Annotated in this window: 28 protein-coding genes; all 28 read right to left on the reverse strand. The window is 64.7% G+C overall.

The window, feature by feature from the left end:
- Complete coding sequence (locus tag ABQZ09_RS04920; protein WP_349776249.1) at positions 1 to 678, reverse strand: hypothetical protein; 678 nt, start codon at positions 676 to 678, stop codon at positions 1 to 3.
- The gene (locus tag ABQZ09_RS04925; protein ID WP_228314976.1) at positions 678 to 989 is read right to left on the reverse strand and encodes a hypothetical protein; all 312 of its coding nucleotides are present in this window, start codon (positions 987 to 989) and stop codon (positions 678 to 680) included. The genes ABQZ09_RS04920 and ABQZ09_RS04925 overlap by 1 nt, the downstream gene beginning before the upstream one ends.
- The gene (locus ABQZ09_RS04930; protein WP_349776250.1) at positions 986 to 5,464 is read right to left on the reverse strand and encodes a host specificity factor TipJ family phage tail protein; all 4,479 of its coding nucleotides are present in this window, start codon (positions 5,462 to 5,464) and stop codon (positions 986 to 988) included. The genes ABQZ09_RS04925 and ABQZ09_RS04930 overlap by 4 nt, the downstream gene beginning before the upstream one ends.
- The gene (locus ABQZ09_RS04935) at positions 5,455 to 5,847 is read right to left on the reverse strand and encodes an NlpC/P60 family protein (RefSeq protein WP_349776251.1); all 393 of its coding nucleotides are present in this window, start codon (positions 5,845 to 5,847) and stop codon (positions 5,455 to 5,457) included. The genes ABQZ09_RS04930 and ABQZ09_RS04935 overlap by 10 nt, the downstream gene beginning before the upstream one ends.
- Complete coding sequence (locus ABQZ09_RS04940) at positions 5,847 to 6,308, reverse strand: DUF1833 family protein (protein ID WP_349776252.1); 462 nt, start codon at positions 6,306 to 6,308, stop codon at positions 5,847 to 5,849. The genes ABQZ09_RS04935 and ABQZ09_RS04940 overlap by 1 nt, the downstream gene beginning before the upstream one ends.
- A complete protein-coding gene (locus ABQZ09_RS04945) occupies positions 6,305 to 6,661 on the reverse strand; it encodes a hypothetical protein (protein WP_349776253.1) in 357 nt (118 codons plus the stop codon). The genes ABQZ09_RS04940 and ABQZ09_RS04945 overlap by 4 nt, the downstream gene beginning before the upstream one ends.
- A complete protein-coding gene (locus ABQZ09_RS04950) occupies positions 6,661 to 10,023 on the reverse strand; it encodes a phage tail tape measure protein (protein WP_349776254.1) in 3,363 nt (1,120 codons plus the stop codon). The genes ABQZ09_RS04945 and ABQZ09_RS04950 overlap by 1 nt, the downstream gene beginning before the upstream one ends.
- Before the next feature lie 3 nt (positions 10,024 to 10,026).
- Complete coding sequence (locus tag ABQZ09_RS04955; protein WP_349776255.1) at positions 10,027 to 10,341, reverse strand: phage tail assembly chaperone; 315 nt, start codon at positions 10,339 to 10,341, stop codon at positions 10,027 to 10,029.
- 28 nt (positions 10,342 to 10,369) lie between these two features.
- Entirely contained in the window at positions 10,370 to 10,762 is a 393-nt protein-coding gene (locus ABQZ09_RS04960; RefSeq protein ID WP_349776256.1) for a hypothetical protein, read from the reverse strand.
- A gap of 96 nt (positions 10,763 to 10,858) precedes the next feature.
- Positions 10,859 to 11,326, reverse strand: a complete 468-nt coding sequence (locus ABQZ09_RS04965) for a hypothetical protein (protein ID WP_039439176.1) — start codon at positions 11,324 to 11,326, stop codon at positions 10,859 to 10,861.
- A 75-nt stretch (positions 11,327 to 11,401) separates the two neighbouring features.
- On the reverse strand, positions 11,402 to 11,800 hold the full coding sequence (locus ABQZ09_RS04970; protein ID WP_349776257.1) for a phage tail terminator-like protein: 399 nt from the start codon (positions 11,798 to 11,800) through the stop codon (positions 11,402 to 11,404).
- Positions 11,797 to 12,222, reverse strand: a complete 426-nt coding sequence (locus ABQZ09_RS04975; protein ID WP_349776258.1) for a hypothetical protein — start codon at positions 12,220 to 12,222, stop codon at positions 11,797 to 11,799. The genes ABQZ09_RS04970 and ABQZ09_RS04975 overlap by 4 nt, the downstream gene beginning before the upstream one ends.
- Positions 12,203 to 13,300 (reverse strand): phage minor head protein, encoded by a 1,098-nt coding sequence (locus ABQZ09_RS04980; RefSeq protein ID WP_349776259.1) that lies wholly within the window; start codon positions 13,298 to 13,300, stop codon positions 12,203 to 12,205. Before ABQZ09_RS04980 ends, ABQZ09_RS04975 begins: the two co-directional genes overlap by 20 nt.
- On the reverse strand, positions 13,300 to 13,656 hold the full coding sequence (locus tag ABQZ09_RS04985) for a hypothetical protein (protein WP_349776260.1): 357 nt from the start codon (positions 13,654 to 13,656) through the stop codon (positions 13,300 to 13,302). The genes ABQZ09_RS04980 and ABQZ09_RS04985 overlap by 1 nt, the downstream gene beginning before the upstream one ends.
- Positions 13,653 to 14,165, reverse strand: coding sequence for a DnaT-like ssDNA-binding protein (locus ABQZ09_RS04990; protein ID WP_349776261.1), 513 nt, complete (start codon positions 14,163 to 14,165; stop codon positions 13,653 to 13,655). Before ABQZ09_RS04990 ends, ABQZ09_RS04985 begins: the two co-directional genes overlap by 4 nt.
- Positions 14,166 to 14,167: 2 nt before the next feature.
- Entirely contained in the window at positions 14,168 to 14,698 is a 531-nt protein-coding gene (locus tag ABQZ09_RS04995) for a hypothetical protein (RefSeq protein ID WP_349776262.1), read from the reverse strand.
- Positions 14,699 to 14,747: 49 nt separating this feature from the next.
- On the reverse strand, positions 14,748 to 15,695 hold the full coding sequence (locus ABQZ09_RS05000; RefSeq protein WP_349776263.1) for a DUF2184 domain-containing protein: 948 nt from the start codon (positions 15,693 to 15,695) through the stop codon (positions 14,748 to 14,750).
- 13 nt (positions 15,696 to 15,708) lie between these two features.
- Positions 15,709 to 16,149 carry a structural cement protein Gp24 gene (locus ABQZ09_RS05005; RefSeq protein ID WP_349776264.1) on the reverse strand — a complete coding sequence of 147 codons (441 nt, stop codon included), beginning with the start codon at positions 16,147 to 16,149 and terminating at the stop codon, positions 15,709 to 15,711.
- A 3-nt stretch (positions 16,150 to 16,152) separates the two neighbouring features.
- Positions 16,153 to 17,247 (reverse strand): DUF2213 domain-containing protein, encoded by a 1,095-nt coding sequence (locus tag ABQZ09_RS05010; protein WP_349776265.1) that lies wholly within the window; start codon positions 17,245 to 17,247, stop codon positions 16,153 to 16,155.
- A gap of 3 nt (positions 17,248 to 17,250) precedes the next feature.
- Positions 17,251 to 19,065, reverse strand: a complete 1,815-nt coding sequence (locus ABQZ09_RS05015) for an anti-CBASS protein Acb1 family protein (protein WP_349776266.1) — start codon at positions 19,063 to 19,065, stop codon at positions 17,251 to 17,253.
- Positions 19,065 to 20,633 carry a phage terminase large subunit gene (terL, locus tag ABQZ09_RS05020; protein ID WP_349776267.1) on the reverse strand — a complete coding sequence of 523 codons (1,569 nt, stop codon included), beginning with the start codon at positions 20,631 to 20,633 and terminating at the stop codon, positions 19,065 to 19,067. The genes ABQZ09_RS05015 and terL overlap by 1 nt, the downstream gene beginning before the upstream one ends.
- On the reverse strand, positions 20,548 to 21,030 hold the full coding sequence (locus ABQZ09_RS05025) for a terminase small subunit (protein ID WP_349776268.1): 483 nt from the start codon (positions 21,028 to 21,030) through the stop codon (positions 20,548 to 20,550). Before ABQZ09_RS05025 ends, terL begins: the two co-directional genes overlap by 86 nt.
- Positions 21,031 to 21,212: 182 nt before the next feature.
- Positions 21,213 to 21,701 (reverse strand): lysis system spanin subunit, encoded by a 489-nt coding sequence (locus tag ABQZ09_RS05030; RefSeq protein WP_349776269.1) that lies wholly within the window; start codon positions 21,699 to 21,701, stop codon positions 21,213 to 21,215.
- Positions 21,698 to 21,898 (reverse strand): CpXC domain-containing protein, encoded by a 201-nt coding sequence (locus ABQZ09_RS05035; protein WP_349776270.1) that lies wholly within the window; start codon positions 21,896 to 21,898, stop codon positions 21,698 to 21,700. The genes ABQZ09_RS05030 and ABQZ09_RS05035 overlap by 4 nt, the downstream gene beginning before the upstream one ends.
- A 126-nt stretch (positions 21,899 to 22,024) precedes the next feature.
- Positions 22,025 to 22,303 (reverse strand): DUF7940 domain-containing protein, encoded by a 279-nt coding sequence (locus ABQZ09_RS05040; protein WP_166752054.1) that lies wholly within the window; start codon positions 22,301 to 22,303, stop codon positions 22,025 to 22,027.
- Positions 22,300 to 22,797: a hypothetical protein gene (locus tag ABQZ09_RS05045; RefSeq protein ID WP_349776271.1), complete on the reverse strand. Its 498-nt coding sequence runs from the start codon at positions 22,795 to 22,797 to the stop codon at positions 22,300 to 22,302. Before ABQZ09_RS05045 ends, ABQZ09_RS05040 begins: the two co-directional genes overlap by 4 nt.
- A 2-nt stretch (positions 22,798 to 22,799) precedes the next feature.
- Positions 22,800 to 23,291, reverse strand: coding sequence for a glycoside hydrolase family 24 protein (locus tag ABQZ09_RS05050; RefSeq protein ID WP_349776272.1), 492 nt, complete (start codon positions 23,289 to 23,291; stop codon positions 22,800 to 22,802).
- 351 nt (positions 23,292 to 23,642) lie between these two features.
- Positions 23,643 to 24,851, reverse strand: coding sequence for a hypothetical protein (locus ABQZ09_RS05055; protein WP_349776273.1), 1,209 nt, complete (start codon positions 24,849 to 24,851; stop codon positions 23,643 to 23,645).
- Positions 24,852 to 24,855 lie beyond the last annotated feature (4 nt).

Raw genomic sequence — 24,855 nt, forward strand, 5'->3', positions numbered from 1 at the left:
TCAGTATCCAGTGACGTCGAGGATGGGAGCGCGCACCCAGGCCTGGCCGTAGTTGCCAGGGGGCGGCTGGGGGGTGTTGTTGGTGCCGGTGCGCAGATCCTGGGCGGTATCGATAGCGGCGATCGACGCTACGTTGCCGTTGATGTTGACCACGCCTTTTCGCCACATCACCTGCACTTGCCACTGCGGGCCGCCACCGACCAGGCCGCCGATGGCCAGCATGATGTTGCCGGTGGAGCCAGCCAGCGCTGCGTAGGTCCGGCCCGCCGGCAAGGTGATAGACCCGCCTTGATTGGCATTGCCCTGCAGGAGCGCCCGCACCTTCATGTACTTAAGCGTGGCGTCGAAGTGCACCTGGTCCGTGTCGGGGTTGGTGATCACCAGATAGTCCCGACGTCCAAAGTTCGGCTCGTCGAAGACGTAGGCGGTAAAGCTGCCGCTGGTGGTGAAGCCGGTGAACGTGAAGATGTTGCCGCTTTGTGTGCGTGTCGCAAGCGCAGCGTTGCTCTCCCCCAGAAACGCGAGGGCCGGATTGGTGCCGGCGACAGTCAAGCTCCATGTTTTGAGCACGCCGCTACCGGTGGGCGTGATCGTCTGCTTCGACGCCAGCGCCAAGTTTTTCCATGCCTCAGAGATGACGACGCGATTTGGGCCGGCCTCGAAGATTGCGTAGGCCATCAGAACCTCCCGTAGAACAGCGTGCCGCCGGCGCGTGCCGTCAACGTTGCCGAAGGCGACACCCAGCTGATGGTGTTGCCGTCGTCACTGAAGTACGGCAGCAAGCTGTTGCCTGCGCCGCTGTCGGCCACAAACCAGTAGTACAGCTGGTTGGCACTGCCGGTGACGGGCACCGGAACAGACCCATTGCTGCCGCTGGCAATCGTGATCGCGCCCATGTGCTGCGTGAGTAGATCAGAGTCGGGCTGATCGGTGATCTGCAGCAACACGACGCCCGTGTCGGCGTCGTTGATGATCAGGACGTTGGTCATGTCACTCCGTATCCGAGTGCCACCACACGGCGGCCGTTGGGCGCATAGGCGTAGAACCTCCCGCCAACAAACTCGTTGCGGCCGCCGCCAGGTGTCGCGCCGATGATCTCCACCACGTCGGCCGAAAACGTAATCTTGCCGATGGTCCCGTTGTTGACCGACCGCATTCCAATCACCCGATTATTGACATCCAAGGCCCACGTGTACGACGCCTCATAGTTGGCGACGCCGTTTTCCACACTGGTGATCCTGGTGGTCATCGATTGAGTGACCTGAGCGAACTTGGCCTCGACGCCCTGACTACCTGGGCTGTATGCCGACGGAGTGCTTCGCCCTGCAGGCACCTGCTCGACCATCAGTTGCGAGTACCAGGCGTAGGGCCGAGCCTCCGCGGTGAATAGCACATGCAGGCCGACTCGCAGGTATGCGGCGCTGGCCGGCATATCGGCAATCACAAACTTACGCGGCAAGTTGGACAGCGCAGGATTGGTGACCGCAGGGGGCGGCACCGTCTCGACGTAGGATTGCGCGATGAATCCTTTATTGCGGTCGTACCACGCCAATACCAGCTGCGCGTTACACCGGAACGCGTTGACCACACTGCTCACGATGTAGCGCTTGCCCGGTTCCACTGCAACGTAGGGCCCCACGGTCTGCGTTACGTTTCCCGCGCCGACCACACCGGGATAGGTCACCATCATCCCGCTGAGGCCAGTCGGCAAATAGAAATTGCCGTCGCCAATGCTGCCGTTGTTGGCCACCACCACGATCGGCAAGCCCGATGTGTTGATGCTGATCGTCCAGCCGATGTTGTCTGCCTCCAGGCTGGAATTTGGCAGCAGGTTGCCGCCTCCACCGGTCTGGCTTCGCACGGAAGTGATTGCCGTGGATTGGCTGGTGACCTCGTTGCCAATCTGTGTCACCTGCGTTTGCAACGCCTGCAACGCGCTGGAGTTGGCCTTGCCCGCTAGCGTGGACTGCACGGTGCTGATCAGCTGCGACAGCGACGAGATGTTGTTCTCGGCTTGGGTCAGCCGCGTGTTCATCGCCTGAACTGCCGACCCATCCGCTTTGCCGGCGAGGCTCGACTGCACGCCGCGCACGTCTCTGGCAACAATCTCCAGCTCTTGCTCGATCTGCTGCACGTCGGTCGTGACCTGCTGCATCGCCACACCGATCGCACCCACCGCCTCGGCGAGGCTTGCGTATTGCCCGATGGATGTCCAATAGGCCGTATCGGTGATCGCAGTGCCGATCGGCACCTCCTGCTTGGCCACGTACAGCCCACCGGCGTGCTTGACGATCGAGCCGGCCGGCCACGCCTGATCCACCCACTCCGGTGCCTCTACCAGCGCCTGCAGGTTGGCCAGATCCTGGGCCTGCTCCAGCAGCTGCTGGGCGAGCTCCTGATCACGCTGCGCCGCCTCGAGGAACCCCTGGCGGATCTCCTCGGTGGTTTGGTCGATCGCCTGCTGCATTTCCTCCTGCAGCTCGCCCAGGTTCTTGCCGAGCGTCTTGGTGACGTACTTGGCCGCCACCGACAGCGTGCCGTTGGTGTTGCGCGCGCGGATAGCGAACGTCCACTTGCCCGAGGCCGGGATAGGCGAGTCGAATGCACCGGTGTGATAGCCGCTGTCGCCGACCGGCGTCATGGCGTCCCACGCCGGCATCGGAGCGCCCTGCTCCGGCGCCGCGGTGTAACGGATCTCCGCACCAGCCAGGTTGGCCGAGCGGATGGTGTCGTTCCAGAAGCCCCAGGTATAGCGCCGGATGCCGCCGGAGATCTCCTCCACATCGAACAAGTCGTAATTCACCGGCGGCGCGTCGGCGCCGATCGTCGTGAAGATCAGCGAGGCACCGATACCCATCTGGCCCTCCGGGCCGAACGGGCGCACGTTGATCGTGTAGGTGCCGGCGCGCGGGATGCGCCACCGCGCCGTGCGGGTGCGCGTCTGCGCCACTTCCTGCAGCTCGCCGTTGCCATCTGACGCCGAGGCGTAGACCACGGCGTGATCGAACGGGCCGGTGATGTCGAAGGTCGCCACCAAGTCCGTCGCGGTGACGTCGCCGATGGTGACCTGGTCCTCGCTGATCACCAGGTTGCTGACGATCGGCCGCGTGGCCAGGGACGAGCCGCTCTCCGGCCGGATGTACTGGCCGGTCTTGACGAAGATCCAGAACCTTGCGTCTTCCGGCACCACGCTGATGCTGGCGCCCTTCAGATCGCTCTCCGGCTCGATCGCCACGACGCGCACGCGCAGGCCCGGCGTGGCCTTAAAGTCGTAGATCCACACCGTGTCGTGGGCCGGATTGTCCTGCCAGCCGCCCTGCACCATTGGATCGTCGTAGCCCTCGCCCGGTAGCGGTGCGTCATCCGGCCATTCCTCGACCAGCTGGATGGTGTCGGTCGCCTCGGCGAAGTTGCGCACACGGAACGTGCGATAGACCGCCTCGCCTGGGATGCGCAGGCCGATGAACGCGCTGCGCGCATCCGGCGGCGGCACCGGCTCGTCCAGCGTCAGCGTGACCGTGCCAAGCAGCGGGCTGCGCTCGGCGGAAACGATGCGCCCGCCGAAGCCCCACTGCGTGAGGTCATGCGAGATCGACAGCACCGACCAGCGGCGCCAGGACAAATACTGCAGGTCCTGGGCGAAGCCGATGTCCTTGTACTGGAACAAGCTCTGCGCGAGATGGTAGCGCGCCATCTCGACCGCATGCGCCTCACGGCCAATGCCCTCACCGGTTAGGCGCGCCGGGTTGAGCATCGTCTCGACGCCCGGCGCCGGCACGCGCAGGGTCTCGACCTTGTTGGTGGTGCTGTCGAAATAGCTGTACTCGATGCCGTCGGCAGCGCTAGCCAGCGTGTAGTCGACGCTGAAACTGCCTTTCTTCATCTCAGCCATGTTGACCACGCCCGACAGCGGCTGCTCGTCGGCGGCCCACACCACCGACAGTCGGCCCCCGGCCCAGGTGGTCTGGCCCATACCAGCCAGGGCGATCGCCTGTAGCACTTCGTCGTGCGTGCGCTCTTCTGTCAACCAGTAGTCGTAGGTGTAGCCATTCGCTTCGCAGTGCGCCATGAAGCCCTGCAGCGACTCGATATCGATCTCTTCATCGCTCTTGCCCATGCCGGCAATGAGCTTGCCGTCTCGGTCGTAATAGCCGCGGGCGTACTTGAGGATGTGCGCCCCGTTGTTGCTGGTTTCCTCGCTCACCCAAGTGCCGTTACGCCACAGCGGGATCGGTGCGGCTATGGCTTCGTAGCGGAGCTCGTCAGGTTGACCATTGAGCTGGCCGGTCGCCTTCATGATGACGGCGTCGCGCGATATGCCGGCGTAGGTTGCGGTGTCGGCCTGCACGCTACCCATGGTCGACCACTGGAAGTCGTTACGCTGGGTGTTGTCGCCCTCATAGTTACCCAAGCCCAGGATGCGCACGCGCACGTCGTACTGGCCCTTGGCCACATCCGCCGACAGCGTGGCGCGTTTGCTGACGTCCAGCTTGTCGCTGGTGTACGTCTGCGTGGCCAGCGTGGCCCAGATGCCAGTGCCCGCCGGCGCGTACTGCACCTGAACGGTTTCGGAGACGTTGTAGGCCTTGCCCGAGGTGCCCATACCGCCCAGCACGTATTCCAGGTTGATCTGGATGCGCACCGTGTCGGCGCTGGTCGTGCGGGTGACGAAGTCGGCCGTATCCGGCAGCTCGCCACCGTCGATGGTGTCCACGTTGCTGTAAAGCGGTATCGCTTCCTCCGGCATCTGGCTATAGCCGGAGTGGTAAACGCTCACACCTTCATAGCTCGACAGCGGCGTGTCGGCGTTCGAGAACGTGCCCACGCGGCCCACACCGATGCCCGGCGTCAGCACCATGCCGATGTACTGATCGTCGCCCTCATACCAGGTGTAGGGCTTGCTGGCGATGTCGGGCGCGATGCGGGTGCGGCCGAACAGCAGGCCTAGCGGCTCATAGGGGCGCATGCGGTTGCGCGGCGCACCTAAGCTGTAGACGGTGCCCGCGGCGCTTGGTCCCGCCGGGCTTTCGACTTTCGGCCCCAGAACCTTATTGATGACCAGCGAGCCCGCGACAAACACCGCCGAGGCGAAAATTGCGCCCGCGGTTCCGCCACCAAACGCAGCTGCAGCAGCACCGCCGGCACCGGCGATGCCGAAGGTGAAGTAGGTCAGCGCGATCATCGCCACGATGTACAGCGCGTTCCTGCCGACGGCGCCGCGGACCTCTATGACTTGCCCATCCTTCGGATAGACGTAGGCCCACAGGTGGCGGGGCACAACTCGGCCGCCGATGGACACCGTCCATTCGCCCTGGTCCAGATCGATCACGTGCCGGTGCAGAAATTCGCACAGGCGCTCGCCAGGCTGCAGATCCATCGCAATGTGGCGCTGCCCTTCCAGGGTGACCGGGTGGGGCGTCAGCACCAGCTGGCCGTCACTCGCAGGTGTGGTCATCAGACCCATGTGTAATACCCCTCGATCCTTGCGCCGTAATCCGGCAGCTCGCGTGCCCGGTGCAGCCAGCTGCTGCCGAGCGCGCTGGTTGTGTGAAGCACCCAGCCCTCATGGGCCAGGTAGAAGAAGACGCCGACGTGCCCGGGCCGGCTTTGGCCCTTGTCAAACATCAGCACCAGGTCGCCATCGACCGGTGCAGCGGTCGGCACCGCGTAGACGCGCGATAGCTCACCCAGGGCCATCTGCCCCGCAGCACCGCGAGGACGCCGCGCCGGCATCTGCACCTCTCGACCGAACAGCTCGCGCTGCACCTGCACCACCAGATCGGCGCAGTCGTAGGTTTCGGCGTCGTAGGGGATGTTGAGGAACTTTTCTACATCGCTTGTCCGCATCAGAAGATCCCCGGCAGCACGTGTGGGTTCGCGCGCAGCTTCACTGCCTGTTGGCGCATGAAGAAATCCACGCCGATCTGCGCGGTGATCAGCGGGCCAGCTGCGCGCACCTGCGTCAGCGGCAGATAGAAGCGCCGCGCGATGACGTCAGGCTGCGTGCGGTCGGTGATCAGGTAGCGGCACATCACCATCTCATTGGGCTGCACGCGCTCGAGGTCATCGGTGATGCCACGGCCGACGTTGTCCAGCTCAAGCTGCGCGCGTGGCGTCTGCCCGGCCTGATCGGCTGGCGGTGTGAACCGAAACGGATACCCGACATAGGTGTTTCCGTTGCTCACCCAATCCTGCGTGTCGTTGGCGATGCGCAGCACCGCGCCGAACGAGGGTGCGGTCATTTCCAGCAGCTCCAGCGGTCCATCCGGATCCGTCACGCGCTGCCGGCGCTCGATAAAGTTGCTCATCGCCGATACTCCAGAACAGCCTGTCGCGTGCCCTGGGTGAACTGGGCATTGGCGGCCTGCAGGCGGCCAACGGCGCCACCCTTGAAGCGCGCCGAGATCTGCTTACGCGTGCGCGGATGCACCATGTCGAAGTAGCCGACGCGTCTGATTTCGTCGAAGTAAAAGTCGTCGAACGCGACCATCGATTCTGCCGTCAGGAACACCAGAGTGACCGGCAGCTCCACCATGACGCGCGTGTTGATGATTGCCTGCTTGGCTGGCCCGCGTTCCATTTCGGTGCGCTGCACGGACGGATCTGGCTCTTCGCCGAGATCAGTCGCAAGCAGCCGCACCCCTACAGGGAGAGTGGCCATCAGCGCTGCTCCCTCAGTCCGAAGCGAGACTTCGCAGCGACGGCCGTTCGTCCACCGCTCCCCATGTCATCAGCGATGATGTCGACGACGAGTTTCCGTAGCTCTCTGCCGTCAGGCGTCGTCGTCCGCTGCTCTCGCGTCTGCACCTGCCCACCTCCGTAATTGTTGATTTCGATCTTTGTCTCGGGGCTCGCAGAGCTGCCGCCGCCCGAAGCCATCGGCGCTGCCGGAACCACCTGGCCGCGGTTGCCCGGAATCAGATAGCTGCGGCCTCCCTGCTGGAACAGCTCGGGATCACCGCCTTCGCCCACCTCGTACAGAGAGCCCGGTGCAACCGGACCACCATTCGCGCGGCCGCCGCCGAAGCTCATCCAGCCACCGCCGGCGAAATCTCCTGCGTTGCTGCCGAAGTTGAGATTGCTGCCAGCGCCTGCCGAAGTACCGGTCCACGATCCACCTGCACCGCCGCCCGTCAGCCCGCCCATGACGGTGCCGAGCAGGCCGACCGCCGCCTGCTTTGCGGCATAGCGCGCGAGGTCGGCAATCATTGAGTCCACCAAGCTGCTGAAAGAGAACTTGCCGGTTTGCGCAAACTGCACGAAGGCGTCCTCCCACGAACTCAGGCTGTTGGCGAGGAACGACCCCGCCTGCTCCGACGCGTTCTGCGCGGCAAAGGCGTAGTCCTCCCACACGCGGGTGAAGCCGCTGCGCCAGTCACCGAGCAGCTGCATGCGCTGCTGCTGGTAATTGCGCTCGATGTCGAGCGAGCGCTCCTTGCTGGCCTCCAGCAGCGCGACCTCGTTCTGGTACTCGCCCTGACTGAGCGGGTTCTGTCCGCGCTGCTCCTTTTCCAGCTTCTCCCGCTCGCGCAAGTACTCGCGCTGGATGTCCAGCTGCCGTTGCAGCATCTGTGTCGCGTCAGCACCGCGGCCGATGCCCATCAGATCGACGTCCGACTGCTCCTGCCGTTGTTTCTCCAGCTGCGCCAGCCGCTCGGTCAGTGCCGCCTGCGCCACCAAGTCGCGCTGTGTCTGCTTCGCCTTCTCGGCCTGTGCATCGCTCGCCTGCAGCTGCGGGATCAGTGCCTGCAGCAGCTGCTTGCTCGCCGCCGTCATCGTGTTGGTCTTGTCGGCCAGCAGTTGCCGCGCTTGGATCACCATCCGGTCACTGGCCGACACCTTGTCGCCGCTGTCCGCCAGCTGCTGGTTGGCGGTAATCTGCCGCTGCACGCTGGCGATGAAGCTCTGCGCCGCGTTGTCGTCCGTGTTGGCCTTGCCGACGCCTTCCCGCTGGTTGAACTGCTTGTCGACTTGCGCATTGGATTGCGCGATGAGGCGCTGCATCGATCCGTCGAAGTGCCGGGCATCGCTGTCCGGCAGCTTGTTGTAAATCTCAATGATCTTGTTGAGCGCAGCCTGCTTTGCGGTCGCCCGATCCAGACCTGCCATTCGAGCGTTCAGAGCCTCGGAGGCGGCCTTTTCTGCCGCCTGGCTCTCCTGCAGCACCTTGTTGTAATCCTCCACCGCCTTTCGATTGTCCGGCGTCTCTTCGCTGATCGGCGCCGGCAGCCCGTACGGGTTACGCGCCTGCGCCGACAGCCGGCCCATCTCATCCTTCAGACCGGCCAAGAAGGCGAAGCCGGTGCGCGGGCCTGCGCTCGCCAGCTTTGCGATCCAGGAATCTTGCAGCCCGCTGTTGCGGCCCACATCCGTAAGCGCGCCGCCGAAGTTGACCAGAGCACCCCAGGCACCGCTGATCTCGTCCTTGAGGGTGCGCCACCCTTGCGCCATCCCCGGCATGATCGCTTCGGTCTGGTTCGCAACGTTGATGGATCGCTCGTAGTACAGCTGCAGCGCTTCGGCCACGGCCTCCTGCTGCCGCCCCTCCTCCTGCAGTGTGATGATTCGCTGCAGCTGCCCGGTGTTGAGGAAACCCTCCTGCTTGTTGAGCTCCACCAGTGCGTCGACCGGATCACGCGCGATGCGCTGGAACGCCTCGATCGTCTTGCTGGTCGCCTGCCCGGTGGACGCCTCCATGCGCGCGGCCGCTTCGGACACCATCAGGAACTGCTTGCCGGCGAACTGGCCCGACGCTGCAACCGCCGTGAGCGCATCCACAGCGCCGCCGCGCGTCACACCGGTGAGCTTGTCCAGATCCGACACCAGGCCGCGTAACTGACCGCCGCTGATGTCCGCGTTGCGACCGGTGAGGATCAGGTTCTTCTGGAAGTCGAACAGCTCGTCCTGTCCCTGCTTCAGCGCCACCACCAACGCGACTGCAGCGGCGGCCGACAATGTCATCGGGTTGACCATGCCCAGCACGTAGGACGTCACCGCCTTCGCTGCCGGGCCGATGCCGCCGAGCTGGTCCTTCAGCTGTCCGCCCTGCTGGATCGCCACCATCCAGATCGGCTGCCCACTCACGATGCTGGTGACGATGTCCGTCATCTGCGCCGGGATCATGCGCATCGCTGCTGCCGTCTGGCGCGCCGACATCGCGTACTGCTCGTTGGTGTTCTTCGACTTCAGCAAAGCCTGCCGGCTGGCCTCGATCTGCGCCTGGTACTGCTGCATCACCTGCGGCCTGATCAGGCCCAGGTCGCCGGCACGCTCCAGCCGCTCCTCCATGTCGGCCAGGCGATTGAGCCCGGCCACGGTGGGATCGATCTGCGCGAGCAGGCGCTTGAGGTTGAGTTCCTGCACCTCTGCCGCACGCGCCGCCTCCCTGGCTTGGTTGGTGGTGCGCGCCTCTGCCTCCTGCAGTGCGCGTGCCCGCGCGACCATGCGCTCCTGTTCCGTGCCAGCCCGGGATAGTGCCGCCGCCTGGTGATCGATGCCGGCGGCCGAGTCGCGTGCCGCCTCCGCCAGCGCACGGTCCGACACGTTGGCCGTGCTCTGCGCCTGCGCATACGCCATCGCCTGCTGCGCGACGCTGCGGTAGCGCGCCTCCTGTTGTTGTAGCTGCCGCTCCAGCTTCTCCGATGCGCTGGCGGTTGCCGCGGCACCGGCGGCGGCGTCCTTGCCTGCGGAGCTGTAGGCCTGCAAGCCGGCGGCAGTGCCGGCCAGCCGGCCCTCCATGGCCACCAGCGCGCTGACGATCTCGGCCTGTGCGCGGTTCATGCCCTGCAGCTCGGCAATGACCGTACCGGTACCGGCGCCAATGCGATCCAGTGCGCCGCCCAGGCGGTCGCCCAGCACCACCGCAGAGCGGTCAATCGAGCGCGACATCGACTGGAAGTAGCGCTCCAGCCGATCCGCGGAACCACTGGCCTTGTCCGCGGCGGCCGCGTTCTGGTCCAGCGCCTTCGTGCTTTCCACAAGGCCACTCGAATCGACCCGAAAGCCAAGTTCGGCGATATCCATCAATCAGCTCCAGGTGTTGCTCGGTTCGGGCGGCCGCTCACGGGCCGCTGCTTGTTCCTCGCGCACGGCGCGGAGGTAGGCGTCGTCCATCGCCATGAGCATTGCCACCTCATGCGGCAGGACATCGCAGCAGGCCAGCTGCTGCCACGCGCTCAGCTCGGCGTAGGACAGGGCCTCCGGGCCGCTGCCGCGCCGGCCCGAGAGCAGCCAAAACCACTCCCAGACGTGTGCGGCTTCTTCCGGCATGTCCACGTCCGGCGTCGGCTGCTCGAAGCGCGCATTGCGCGCGCGTCGCGTCTCGCCCTTCGCGTCCGGCATGTCGTACCGGACGGTCAGATAAGTGGCGTCAGCTATCCGCGTCTTCAGCGCTGCGAAAAAACTCGGCGCGGTTGCCCAGCTCCACCTCCAGCTGGTCGCCGATCCACGGCAGCTCCTTCAGCACCTTGCGCAGGGATTCGTCGGTCAGGGCGGGCTTCGCACCGTGGAAGGTCAGGTCGCCCAGCCATTCCCAGGCGCCAACCGAGGCGACCAGCATGTCGGTTCGGCCCTGCTCCATCTTGGCGGCAGTGACCTTGCCCTTGCCCTGCAGGCGATCGTCCAGTGCCTTGCGGCTGGCCTCGCGCACCTTCGGGTGGCTTTCGGGCAGCAGCGTGATGCGCAGGCCCACAGGAGCCTCGGTGGCGGGATGCTTGATGTCGATGGCGCGCTCGGCGGCCACGATGGTGGTCAATTCGGTCATGGGTGATCCTTTGCGATCGATCCGGAGATGAAGCAGGGGAAGCCGGCCGGATCAGATCCGGCTTGTCAGGCGGCCGCCCTATCCCCTGCTGTTCGGTTACGGGGTGACGGGCGCCGGCACTTCCACGGGCACCTGGTTCAGGGCCAGCGAGTAGACGTGCAGCACGAAGTCCTCATTGCGGCCGCCGGGCGTGCGGGGGCCGGTGACCAGGCCGCGCAGGTACTCGATTTCGCCGGACGGGCGCTCGACCTTCAGGGCGTATGCGCTGGTCACCGTCGGCTGGCCGGCAGCACGCATAGCGATCTGGCCCGGGTCGGCGAGGTCGCGCGCCATCTCCACCTCGGGGTCGCCGGCATTCGAGATGCCCTTGCCCTTCAGCGATACCGCGGTGTCCCACGTGTCGTAGGTGACAATGTTGGTGGTCAGACCGCGCTCGCCGACGCTGCCGACCTTCTTGACCTGCACGTAGGTCAACGCCTCGAACTGGGTCTTGGTCAGGTCGCTGTTCTGCGGCGTGGCGCAGATGTAGAGCTTGGAACCGCTGTTGGTTTGTGCCTCAGCCATTGCTGATATCTCCTCGCGTTGGGCATAAAAAAACCCGCCACGGGGCGGGGTTGGGGAACTGCTGCTGGGCGGCTGCTACACGAAGCCGCGCCACATAATGGTCACCGGATGCATGTGCCGCTCCGGGTCTTGAATGATGGTTGAGGTCCAGGGCATGCGGTACACGCGCATGCCAGCGAAGGTCGTGCCCTTGGCGAAGGCAGTGATGATCTGATCGGTAATGCGAGTGCCCACCATGATCCCGCCGCCGGGGCGGTAGCACGCTGACAGCTGGCCGAAACCCTGCAGCAGCGACGGGCCATCGTCGGCCATGCCGTAGTTCTGCGTTTCATTCGGGAACCACTGCAGCTCCAGCCATGCGCCAGCCGTCGGCGGGGTGAAGGCCAGGCCCGGATAGGAGCACGGCAATCCCTGCGCTGCTGCGAACGCGCCGACCAGGCCGGCGAATGCGTCATAGATCGCGGTGTTGCTCATGGGATGCGTGCCTTCACCTTCGCGGTGACCTCATCGACGATGAAGTCCCAGTTCTGCGCGGCAGCGCGCATGAAGCCCTTGCCGGCCTGCTCGTACTGCCTGCCCAGGCTGTCCTTGCCACTGAAGCCGTGCTCCATGCGCAGCGCATAGGCGGCGGTCCAACCCGCCCACACCGACTCGCCCAGCTGCAGCGCGGTGAAGACCAGCGCGGGAGCGCCGCCCTCCGATGTGGCTGGGCCATCCTTCGACGCCACTGCCGAGTTGCGTAGGAAGCCGGTATCCACCGGCATGCGCCCGCCCCTGCCCTCCGGCGTGTTCGCCTGGTCCATCACCGCCTGCGCGGACTCGCGAAAGATGGCTTCTTGCCGCTGCTTCGCCTTCTCAGCGAAGGCCCGCACCTGATCACCGAACTGGCTTGCCACGTAGCACCTCCGCCGTCATGTCGATCCGGAACTGCTTCGTGCAGCGGCAGCCGACGATCTCGTCTGCGCCGGCGCCGAGGCTGGTGTCGCCCGGGTAGTTCATCCGCGCACCGCTGGGCGATTCGAACGGCTCGCCGAAGATCCGCCGCTGCCCGTTCATGGCCTTGTGCGTGTGCCGCGTGCGCTTGTCGCCGGTGTCCGACCATGTGCCGATGACGTTCTCGACGGCCAGCGCGCCCGATTCGATCTGCTGCCGGTAGGCCTCTTCCCGTCCGGCGTTCATGCTGCTGATCGATTCGGTGCGGGCGATCATCTCGCCGCGCAGCTGCAGCAGCCTGTCGGCGTAGCGCCCTGCGATCTTGTCGATGTCGGCCTGCGACACCGGCTTGCCGGCGGCGATGGCGCGCTTGACGATGCCGTCCAGGCGTTTGTCCCTGCGCTGGCGACCGAAGTACTTCGCCATTTCCTTCGGGTCGCCGCTGGCCAGCTGCTGCCGCATGTTGATGACGAACTGTCCCTGCTGCGCCGTCAGCCCGACCATGCCGCCGCTGCGCCTGCCGTTGGTGCCCACGCGTCCCACGATGTCCAGGGCGCTCTGCCGAGGGTTCTGCCCGGCCGTCATGCCCTGCACCAGCACGCCGCGAATCAGCTCCCGCTGGTCGTTGACGATGCCGGTGACCAACTTGGACGACGCCTCACGCAGCCACCGCTCGGCTGCAGGGTTCCGCAGGTCGAACTTTGGACGCAGCGACGGCGACTGCACGGCTGTCCTCGGGCGGTAGTTGCCGGTGATGATCGGATCGAGCGACAGGCGCATCCGCGGCATCTCCGAAACGCCCTGCTGCCCACCGGCGCTGTATGCACTGCGCAGCGCCTCGGCCAGATCGGCGAAGCGCGGCTCGTCCAGTCCCATGACCGTGAGCACGTCATCTACCCGCCCGGCCTGCAGTAGGTCGGTGATGAGCTGGACGCCCGTCTGATTGGTCACCTCACGGATGGCACGCAGGAACGCATCGCGGATCGCCGGCTCCAGCCGCGTCGCCAGCTGGTCAAGTTGGCGGGCGGTCGTGGCGGCCATCAGCGTCTCGCATGGAATTCGTAGAGCAGCACATGCCCACCAGGGGACAGAGGCTGCAGGTCAATAAAGGTAAACAGATCGTTACCCAGCACAATCCGGTCGCTCAGGGCGGGCACGGTATCGATCGCGGTGCTGATCAATCCCAGCTTGTCGCCCTTGAGCACCAGGGTGGCATCGCGGTTGGTGAGGCTGTAATCCAGCTCCACCACCTTGCAGTCGTGCCGAGTGGCTGGGCCGGGCTGCGGGTTGTGCGGCGGTCCCGTCGGGGCGCCTGCGCGCTGCAGCTGGGCGGCGAAGCCGTAACGGTCGATCAAGCGCGTGGCCGTGGCCTGCAGCCGGTCGTAAAAGGCGCTCATACGACGAACACCGCAGGGCCGATGGCTGGCATCCGCAGCAGTGGCGCCACGATCTCATCAATGGCCGGCACCAGCGGCCGGTTAGCAGGCTGCCCAGCAGCTCCGCTGTCGGCGTAGGTCACCTCGATCGGCCCCACCTTCTCCCGGGTCACCGCCTCGGATGCCACGAAGTCGGGGGATAGGCTCCCCGGCCTGGCCAGCTCCCGCAGCGCCGCCTCATACGTTGCCCGCTCCACCTCGCCTGGGATCTCCTCCGGACCGATGAGCGCGCCTGCGTTGTCGGTTGCACCGGTGCGGGGCCACTCATTGGGCTGGCCCCGCCCTGCGGTACGCACGCCAGGGAACATGGACTGCCACCGGCCCGATGCAAGCAGCACCCGGTACCGGCCGTCGATGTAGTCGGTCCCGCGCACCAGGGCTGCCGTGCGTGCAGCCTCGCTGCCTGCTGCCCAGGCGGAATTGCCCCGGGCCAGGTGATAGTCGTCTGCTCCTGCCAGCGTGCCGTACATGCTCAGTTCCCGGTCTTGGTCTTCTCGTGGTCGTCCAGCGCGGCCTGCAGCTTGTCCACGCCCCAGCGCTTGTCATGCCTGATGCCGCCCGCTTCCAGCTTGGCGATGAGGTCGACCTTCCGCTGGTCGGCTGCGGCCTGCGCATCGATCACTGCCTGGGCGGCTGCCGCGGCATCGGCCTTCAGCGTGTCGAGCGCCGTGCTGATGCGCTGCTCGCGCTCAAGTTCCGGCAGCGAATTCCAGTCCTCCAGGGACAGGGCCGACGCCTTGAAGGCATGCTGCACCACGTCGTCGCGGGTGACGCTGTCGCCGCCCTCGATCAGCAGGATGCTCTCGGGCAGATTGAAGGTGCCCAGCAGGAACGGCTCGGTGTCGTCCTTCGATTCGCTCAGCACATTGGCGGCGAGCCAGGCCTGCACGACGGCGTTTTTCTTGATGGCCGGCCAGTTCGGGACGGTGGCCGGCGAACCCGGGACCAGGGTGGTGCCGTCCGGCAACGAGAGCGGCGATGTGTGGTTGTTGCTGATCTGCATTTGGGTGCTCCGGTGTGGCCCCGGCGGTGACGCCCGGGGCCGTGATGGATCAGATGCCGTCGACGTAGACGACCTGCTTGGGGAGGCGCACGTCCAGGCCGCCCAGACGCATCACGCCCGGGATGTCCCAGCGCAGCGGGCCGCTCTGGTACACCGGCAAGAAGCGGTGCGGCATCGGCATGTGCAGCTTCAGCACATTGGCGTCGTAGCGGTACGCGATCATGCGTGCGACGCCGCCGGCACCTGCCGTGTCCAGGTCACGTAGACCGCGCACCGTCAGCTGTTTCCCGGTGGTAGCGGTGTAGACGTTGTTGGCCAGGAAGTACTGCAGGATGGTCATGTCGCTGTTGTCGCTCATCTTCTTGGTGGAGATGAGCATGAACTTCGACCACGGCAGCAGCAGGCGATCGGCGATTGCGGTGGTGTTGGTGCCGTTGAACACGTTGAGGATTGCCGAGTTCATGTCGGCGACGATCTGGTCGGGCGTGGCGGTACCGGCGGCCTGCAAGGTGCCCCATGCGCCGGTGGGCGCTGCAACCGGCGTTACGCCGGCAGCGTTGAACAGGCCGGTGAAACCCTTGCTTGCGTCGCCCTGTAGTGCCACGCGGTCCACCATCACCTCCGAGGCACGGCGCGCGACGGCAGCGTCCTCGTTGGGCAGGTTGATGCCGAGCAGCTGCGCGCGGCCGACCTCTTCCCAGCCGTAGCCGTAGCCGATACCTGCGGTGTGCACGCCGGTCTGGAACTGCGAGCGGTTGGTGCCGGCCTTCGGGATGTCGTCGGCGTTGCCGTTGATCCAGTCGGCCTTGCCGTACTGGTCCTGCGAGTAGTAGGTGACCGACGTGGCGAACTCGCTGCCGGACGTATCGACCGGGATCAGGTCGCGGTACTGGATGTCCGGATAGACGGTCCGGTACACGCCGGGCTCGATAATCGTGGTCTGCGAGACCACGAAGCCCATGACTACCTGGGCGTCGAAGAGTGGATGTGCACGCATGCGGATAGGCTCCTTAGCCGAGACGGACGACGGCCAACTGGCCCGCCGCGGTGGTGCTGGTGTCCCAGCGGGCGCCGGTGATGGCGGTGTTGTTGGTGGCGACGTTGGTAAACGCGCCGGCTGCGGTGAGGTACACCGGGTCGCCAGCAGCGACGGCGACCGATGCTGTCACCCAGATGTCACCCTTGGTGATGACGCGGGCCGATGCACGCTGCGGGAACAGGTCCAGGCCAGTGGCCGAGCGATCCAGCAGCGTGATGCCGACGAACTTCAGGTTGGCGCCGCCGAACGTGACGATGCCCTTGTCCGCCGTGCCCTGCGCCACGGCCAGGCCGAACGCGAGGCCGGCGACGTCCTCGACGGTACGGGAGATGACGGTGGACGGGATCATCGTGGCCTGCATGCCGCGTACGGCTGCAGGCTGGATGTCCGGGTAATTGGTTTGCAGTGCCATGGCTTAGGCCCCCTGGTTCTTGGTGCGGTAATCGAGGCCGGCGACGGACGCGGAGTAGCCGTTGTCCTGCACGACGGTGCGGTGTGCGGCGCCATCGCTCAGTGCGCGCGCGACCGGATCGAACGGCTTGACGCCATCGGCGAGGATGTCGAAGCGCGCCTCGATGTAGGCGTCGCCCTTGCCTGCGACGGCGGCGTCGCCGAGCTTGCCGATGACGGCAGCCTTGCGAACGTCCGCATCGCTCTTGCCGCGGTAGTCGGTGTCGTGGATTGCCTTGGCCGTGGCCAGTAGGTCACCACGCGCCTGCACGCGCGCATCCAGGGCAGCGGCGTCCAACACCTTGCCCTTCAGGTCGTCGATGGCGGCGTCGCGCTTGGCGATCTCCGCATCCTTCAGCGCGAGGGCTGCGGTGTGGTCGGTTGCCTGGCGCGCGGCAACGGCGTTGGAGTCGGAGAGCTGGCGCAGCAGCTTGTCGATGGCCTGGGCGCCGGCGTCGGTGGTTTCGACGGACAGCCCATCGACCAGGACGGTCCGGGTCTTGATGTCAGGCATTGAAGTGTTCCTCTGAGGGTTGTCGTCGCCGATACGAAGGTGTTCACCACCGCGCGCCCGGTCGACTAGCGCGAGATGGTTGTTGCGGATGTTTCGTTGCACGGCGTCGTACGGCTCGCCTTCGGGCGTTACGCCATCCTCGAAGACGATCTCTGCGGTGTAGCCCTGCGACAGCTCGACCTTGCCGGCCTCCCAGTCGGCAATGGCCGCCTTGTCCATGAGCACCAGCGGTACGCGCACGAACTTGTCGTCGTGCCGCACCTCGTCGCCGGTCTGGCCGACGGCGTACTGCTTCCAGTTGCTGGCATCGACCATCACCGGTGGGTGGTCGTTGGTCATGGGCCTGTGCGCGAAGCTGCGCAGCGTGGCGTCGGAGAAGACCTCCTCCGGTGGCCGGTACAGCCGCACGATTGGCATTTCCGGTTTGCCGACTTCCGAACCCAGGTAGTTCTGGATACCGGTGCGCGCCACCTTTGCATCGGCCACGAGGTAGCCGTCCGCGGTGCGGCGAGGCGCCGTCACCGAGACTCGATCTTTCAGAAACATGGTTCAGTCCTCGCGGAGCTCTTCGAAGATTTCCGGGCCCAGCACGATGCGGCCGCGGTACGGCTCGACCTTCGTCAGGTCGATCGGCGCCTTGGTCAGGCTGATGTGCGGGGTGTAGTCCGGGAAGTCGTGCGAGGCGCCGGCCCGGACGATCTCCTCATGGCGCCAAGCGAGCTGCGTGGACGCGAACAGGATCACGGCCGACATGCCGCCCAACGGCTCGATGGCACGCGGGCCACCGCGCGGAATGATCAGCTCACCGCTGCTATCGCTGCTCCACTCACTCGCGTTGCCCGCCTTGATCCAGTCGAAACGTTGGCGCGAATAGGCCACCGTCACGTGCAGGTCGTCTGCGATGTCGGTGATTCCCTGCTCCCGTGCCCATGCCTCGATCTCTGCCGCGTTGAGCACATCGCGGCGCACATACAGCGAGCGAGGCTCCGCGTCGGTCAGCGGATCGCCCTGGTTGCCCTGCGTGGCTGCCAGCGCGGCCGCTACACGCTCGTCTTCGTCCTGTTCCTCCTGCCAGTCCGGGTTCTCCCTGCTGAAGTCGTCCATCGCCGACTCCAGGCCAGGCGCTACGCCCGCCTCGGTCAGCATGTTCACTGCGACCTCTGCCAGCACTTCGTCGGGAATGAGCTTGGTGTCGGCGAGGGTCTTGATCGTGTCGGCCGTGGTCTTTCCGTTGGTGGCGCGCTCGGTGTCGCTGGTCTGCCACAAGCTGCGCCAGCTGTAGAACACATCCTTTGGCCGGCTACCGAGAGCCGAGTAGATCAGGCACTCATCCAGCACCGACATGGCCGGCGTGTAGATCAGCTCCTGGCCTGACTTGATACGGTCGTAGTAGTTCCGGACGTCGTTGTCGCCGGTGCTGTTCAAACCGCCGGGCGACTGCCCCAGCAGACGCGTCAACGGGATATCCGCCGCACCCGAAACCTGCTGCAGGAAGGCCAGCATCACGTCGACCAATCCGCTGAAGGACGCCGACTTCTGCGTGTACGTCTCCTCCCCGTCCAGCACCAGCATGCCGTTGATGCCCTTGGCCATGGCAGCCAGCTGCAATCGCTGGAGTAGCTGCGCCTCATACGCCGGGTTGTCTGCCAACTGCGACATGAGGTTCGGGATGTTCAGCACATCGACCTTGGCCTCAAACACCAGGCTGGCGATGTTGGCGCTCGTGCTGTCTGCCTGCTTCACCGCGTCGCTGATCGCCATCAGCACCGAGTCGCCCCAGCCGTCGCCGTTGTCGATATCCGGGTCCGGCCGATGGGCACCGTGCAGGATGATCAGCCGCGAGGGGTGGATCTCGACCTGGCCAGCTCGTGCCGAGGTCAGCGTGTAGAGCGCGGGCCGGCCATAGGTGGGCGACTCAGCATCCCGATCCTGCTCGCCAGCAGTCAGCATGCGCTTCGTCAGCACGTTGAGGTGCTTGATGCCCTCCTTCCTCACACGCGCCGGATCCAGCGGCTTGCTGGGATCCGAGTCGCCGGTACCGATGTAGATCGCAGCCCCGCCAAAGAGCCGCGCTTTGGTGTGCGCCTCCAGCAGCTTCACCTGCAGGCCAAGGCGCTTCTCCTCCGCCTCGAGGGCGCTGATCTGAGTCTGATCGGCATTCCACGTGCGCCAGTTGCGGCAGCCGTCGAGCGCAGGGATGTCGATGATCTTGCGAGCGAGCCACGTGCCTCGGTAGGCGTTGCTGGCGTCCAAATCACTCAGCGGTGCGAGCGCGTAGTGGCTGTGCATCGCCTTGTCGCGCCCAGTGCCAAGGTTGGCCACGAGATTGACCAGCCCGTCCTTCAATTGTGCGAGCTTGCCCATCAGAGTGCGTTTCCAAGGTTGTAGGTGCTGCCGGTGACCAGCTCAGCGAATGCGCCAGAGAGCGCGTCCACCTGGTCGTCGTGTTTGGCGTTGGGGAACTCGGCGATCTCGTCGAGGAAGGCCGCCACCCAGGGGCCGCTCACCAACTTGATGTTCCCGGCTTCGGCCTGAGCTTCCACCGGCGTTGCGCGGACCTCCTTCGATCCAGATTCGAGCGCTGCCTTGACGTCCCAGCCCGCCAGCAACTTGATCTGGTGCGCGGCATTGGACTTGCCGGCGGCGCCGGGATCCTGCGGGATGCGCACTTTGATCGTCCGACCGTCCTGCCGGGCCGTGTTCGTCAGCATCCGCTCCACGCCGGCCGGTGACACCTGGTCACGGACGACATCGAGCACGTAGTAGATGCCTGCGACCTCCCCCAGCAGCAGGCCGACCGTGTAGTCCGGGTCGCTACTGGTCTTCTCCTTCGGATCGGTCGCCGCGAAGTCCCAGCGGCGAACCTTGCGCGCCGACGAAATGGCCGGCGCGGCTTCCACAACCTCGAACCATTCCCGCTTGAACGTGCCGCCATCGCGCGGCGTCGGCCGCTGCTGGTACTGGCCGGCATATGCGTAGCTGCCTTTCGCGCGCTTCAGTCGATCGACCTCGGCGCGCGGGAAGCGCTCGGGGAACAGCAGCTCGCCTTCCTGCGTGCGCGGATCTTCGAAGAACAGCTCGCCGTCGATGTACGTGCGGCACGGTCCGCCGGTCTTCTTCCCGTCCTTGTCTGTTCGCTCCTCCTCAAACTCCATCGGGAGGTTGAGGTGGACGAACCCCAGATCCAGCTCCATCGCCACCGCGGCAATGTCCCGCTGGTGCAGGCGCTGCATGATGATGACCATGGCCGACGACGTGATGTCGTTGAGGCGGTCGGTGATGCCTTCGCGAAAGATGCGCACCGCGGTCTTGCGCTCGGCGTCGCTTTCGGCGGTTTCGGTCGAGTGCGGATCGTCGACCTTGACCCGGTCGCCGCGGCCGCCGGTCATTGAGCTGAAGGGGCGAGCCTCGCTGAAGCCGTTGCCGGTGTTCTCGAACTTGCCCTTGGCGTTTTGGTCGCCGCGCAGCTTCATCGGCCAGGCGGCCTGGTACTGCTCGCTATCGATGAGGCGGCGCAGCTTGATGTTGTCGCGCAGGACGTTCGGCTGGCTGTAGGAAGTGGCCAGCGTCTGCAAGTCCGGACGACCGCACGGCCCCCACTCCCACGCCGTCCAGAACACCAGCACCAGCGACTTCATCATGCCCGGCGGCACGGTTATCAGCAGGAACTGGATGCGTCCTTCGGTGACAGCCTCGAGGTGCTGGCACATCGCCCGCAGCGCCCAACCGATCTTGAGCGGCCTGGTCGGCTCCAGCACGCGCCAGTGCTCGCGGATGAAACCCTCCAGCGACTGCGAGCGCGCCCTGATCCCTTCGACATCCTCAGCAATGCGCTGGCGCTCTCGCTCAGCCGACCGCCTGGCCCTCTCCGCTCGGATCTCCGCCAGCGTCGGCAAGCGGACCGAGGATCTGTTCAAGGCGGTCGAGTTCATCGTCAGTGATCTTGCTCAGGTCGTAGGTGCCGATCGCCCCGGTGTGATGCCGCTTCTCGACCAGCAGGCCAGCGAGCTTGCCCTTGCCCATGGTCGCGGTGACCGCGGCGCTGGGCTGCTTCTCCTTCAGCGCCATGCGGCGCGCCTGCTCAAGCTCCGCCATCAGCGTGTCGACGGTCACCTCCGCCTTGGCTGCAACGCGCTTCTGCCCTGCGCGCACGGCTGCAGCCACCGCAGGAAGCTTCAGCAACCGCGAGCCCTGCTGCTTGGCTGTCTTCTCGCTGTAGCCAGTGCGGATTGCGGCCTGCGCAGCGTTCTGGTCCTTCAAGTACTCGTCGACGAAGCGCTGCTGCTTCGCTGTCAGCGCCGTAGGGCGCCCGGGCTTTGTCTTGGCCATAGGTCACGGGTGACGCGGTCGTATGAAAAGGGCGGAAATCTTGGGGATGGAATCAAATCCGGGAGCGTGGAAATCTGCGCACCGTGCCACCTCCCACCCCAAGACGCCCGACGACATGACCACACTTCAGACACTCAATGCGATTGCCTACACCACTTACTGGACAATCTGCGGATACCAGTTCATCGCAGCATGGTTGAGGGGTCAGCGCGCCGATCCTCAGTAATCACGGCTTGGCAGGCGCGGAGCTGGTCGTCGGCGTCACGGCCGACTCGAACAACAGCGCCCGCAAACTCGTCTCGGCGCTCGGCGGCCGCATCACGTTCGGCGGTGCCGGCGGAAGCCTCGGTGAGGCGCTGGGTTTCACAGCTGGCCCACCCGTCCCGCAGCTTGAGAGCACCGCTGCGCAGGTCAGCCACAACAGCTTCAGGGACGGCCTTGGCCGTCTCGCGGTCTTGCTCATGCTTCTCTCCAATGCTGGATAGGGTCTCGGCCTGCTGGCGTTCGGTGGCCCGGGCGGCCTGCTCGCCGGCCAGGGCGCCAAGGGCGGTTCCTGCCATCTGCTCGCTGGCGGCACCCTCGGCGCGGTCGCCGCGCCAAGCCCAGCCGGCACCGAACATGGCGACTGACCACACAAGGGTGGCGATGACGGCGATCGCTCTGCTGTTCACGCCCCCTGCTCCGATACCGCCTTGGTCACGTTGGCGCCGCACAGCGGACAGGCGATCTTGTAGTAGTCGCCTTCGCGCTGGTCGGGCTGGCGAATTGCCTCGTTGGTGTTCCACTCGAACTCCGTGCCGCAGGTGCGGCAGGTGCTCTCGTGCGTGTCCCCGACCGACGGGTGACGGCCCTGCTTGATGATGCGCATGGTCAGATCCTTGCGTTGGTGTAGGAGATCCAGACCCAGGCCAGAACGGCCAGCAGCAAGCCGCACAAGGCGGTGATCAGCCAGCCTGGTGGATCGCGTGGAGGCGGCAAGCCTCGGTCCCAGTGGTCACTCATCGGCCGGACGCTTTGGCTCCAGCGATGGCTGCTTGGCACCGCGCAGGATCAGCGACGCGGACTTGATCACCAGGCCAACGCCGGCCAGCGCCGTCAGCGACCACGGTGGCAGCGCCGCGCGCCAGTCGTCTGGCAGCTGGCTGTATGCCACCGCCACAGAGCCAACCATCAGCGCAGCGGCGTCCAGCTTGGCCGACCACCATTTGTGCCAGTTGTGCAGGTCGGGCACTGGCTCAAGCCCGACGGAGCGGATGATCTTGGGCAGGATCATTCCGCGCTCCTGGTTGCTCCCACCACCAGCCGCATGACCAAGCGGCTCACCGCGCGCGTATCGCGCTCAGTGGCAGCCGAGAAGCTTTCCCAGCGGAACTCCTGAATCACCGCACCGAACTCCACCCAGTCACCGGTGCGCGCTGCCGCCCACAATTCGCTGCTGCTGCGCACAGCCTCAGCGCCGATGATGTCGGCGATGGCAATGATGTACGGCAGCGAAGGCCGCATCTCCGGGTGAACACTTAGCAGTTCAAAGAAGCGGCCGCGCAGCAGGTTCTGCGCCACCATCAGATCCTCGGTGAGTTCCATGGTGGCCACCTGCTCGCTCTGGTCGCGCTGCTCGATCGCTCGCCCGTAACCCAGACGGATCACGTTGCGCCCATCGCGCCGCGGCCGCTGCGTCAGGCCCCAGACCTCTTTCAGTAGCACCACCGCTTCGCCGAGCGATTCGCGCTCCGCCTGCAGGAGGCCCGCGTCGTCAAGATCCGGCATGGTCATGCGCTCCCGACCTTACCGCCGGCGCGCTTGTACGCGGCCAGCAGGTTGTCCAGCTTGTGCTCGTGCTGGCCGTAGCCGGCGCCTGGCAGGCTTGCCCAGATGTTTGACACCTTGGCGATCGCCTCTGTGATCTTGCCGGCTTGGATCAGCGGCAGCGCACGGCGCTCGCGGATCTGCTGCAGCGCGATCTTGTCCTGGCTCAGTGGCGAGAAGTCCGACAGCCCCAGCGTCTTGCGGTACGCATCGTAGTAGCGCTGCAGCAGCTGGTAGCGGCCCGCCGCTGTGGATGAGATGCGCAGCTTCGGCAGCGGCACCAGCACACGGGGGTGATTGGCGTAGCCCTGGAACAGGCCGCCCCCAACCAAGACGTCATAGCCGCGGTCCTTGGTCGGCTGCCGGCCGTTGTCGGTGCCCTCCGACCAGGCGAGCATGTCCAAAAAGGCCACGACATTGCGGCCACCAGCTTGTTCAGGCGTGATGACCGGCATGGTCACATCTCCAGGTTGAATAGTTGGCCGGTTACGGCTCCGGCAGCTGCCTTACGCAGCCGATTCCCGGGCGTCTCACGACGATGCCGGCAGGCCGCCGCGCCGCCGGATGGCGGCGCAGCAAACGCGGATAGGTGCCCGTCCCGCGCTCCAGCGGGTCGCATTGCTTGATCTGGCGAGGGGATCGGGCGAACTGGCGCGGGCCACCGGCAGGTTCCGGTGCTTGCCCCAGATCAGCCCCCGTTTGGCTCATCTGGACCCGCAGAAACGCGAAAACCCGGCGCTTGGCCGGGTTTTTCTGGGTGGAATTCTTGACAGTTGCAGAATTAGGTCATTTCAGTCTGCAACTTGTCAAGGGGTTTCCTCACCAGCTTCGAATGTCGACTCATCCTCACCAAGTGAAGAGATGATCTCCTGCCAAGGCCAAGTCGGCTTTGCAAAGCGCCGATACAGAAGAAGTCGCCGATCTACAACAGTCACCTTTTCCGTCGCCGAATTATAGGTAATGACGAGTCCTCTGCCTTCTTCGTCTACCTGAAGGTGATCAATCTTCTGCAGAACCCGCCTAAGATTTGCATACTTGATCCGGCTTTGTTGCGAGTGAGCTTCATCGAATATTTCCTTCAACGAAATACCAAGCCGAAGTTTTTCATCACTCGCTCTCAAGACGACATCCATTGCGTAGGCGTATATGCCTGTCGATTCTTTCCGCCGCCGCATACCTGTGCTAACGCTACGCGCAAAGCTCTGAAACCTCCCATCCAGCTCATCTGCTTGTTTTTCGGCTGCCGACACTAGCAATTCAGGGTCATCCAACACCAATACGCTCGATTGCGTCTCTTCGATTCCAAGGGCGTCAAGAATACTTCGCGTCAAAGTTTGCAGCAGACCTGCATTCTCAAATGAACTCTCGACTAAATCATCAGACAAAGGGTTCTTAAATTCAATGTTAAGCGCATTACCACCCTTTTCGAGAATTTGACGCAACTCATCGGGCTTCCATTCTGCAGGAATTTCAACCAGACGATCTTCAAGATCAGGATTAAGGGTCGTGAGATAGCTATCAGACGTCCAAACACCAATAATGATTACATTGCACTCCATATCCCAAAGTGCTTTCAGATGTGCAGAGAGCTTTTTTCGAACTTCCCCGCTTAAATAGTGGTAATCCTCAATAACCAGCCGCCGACCCGATTGATTAATTAGGCCAGCCACAAATGACAGATCACCAATGTCACGACCAACCTCTTTATATTTCTTCTCAGTTGCATCAGAGGATTCCATAGAAACCTCGCCTGAAAGATAAGCTATCAATTTTGCGCCAACGCTAGTCGACGCCTTGACCGTGCCCTTTATAGACTCTTTGCCCACACTCTCGACAGTTAGTTTTACACCCAGCTGACCAAGGGCCTGGGTATATATATCGCTCAGAGTAGTCTCAAAAAGGCACTGAACAACAATCGGATTGCTCATGACTTGTCTACGCAGCCACGACTTGCCACTTTTTGAGGGGCCACGAATAGCTAGGTGTTGAGCGTTTTCGGCAAGCAGCTTAGACACTTTT

The organism is Xanthomonas sp. WHRI 6106 (assembly GCF_040202405.1).
Taxonomy (GTDB): Bacteria; Pseudomonadota; Gammaproteobacteria; order Xanthomonadales; family Xanthomonadaceae; genus Xanthomonas; species Xanthomonas cannabis.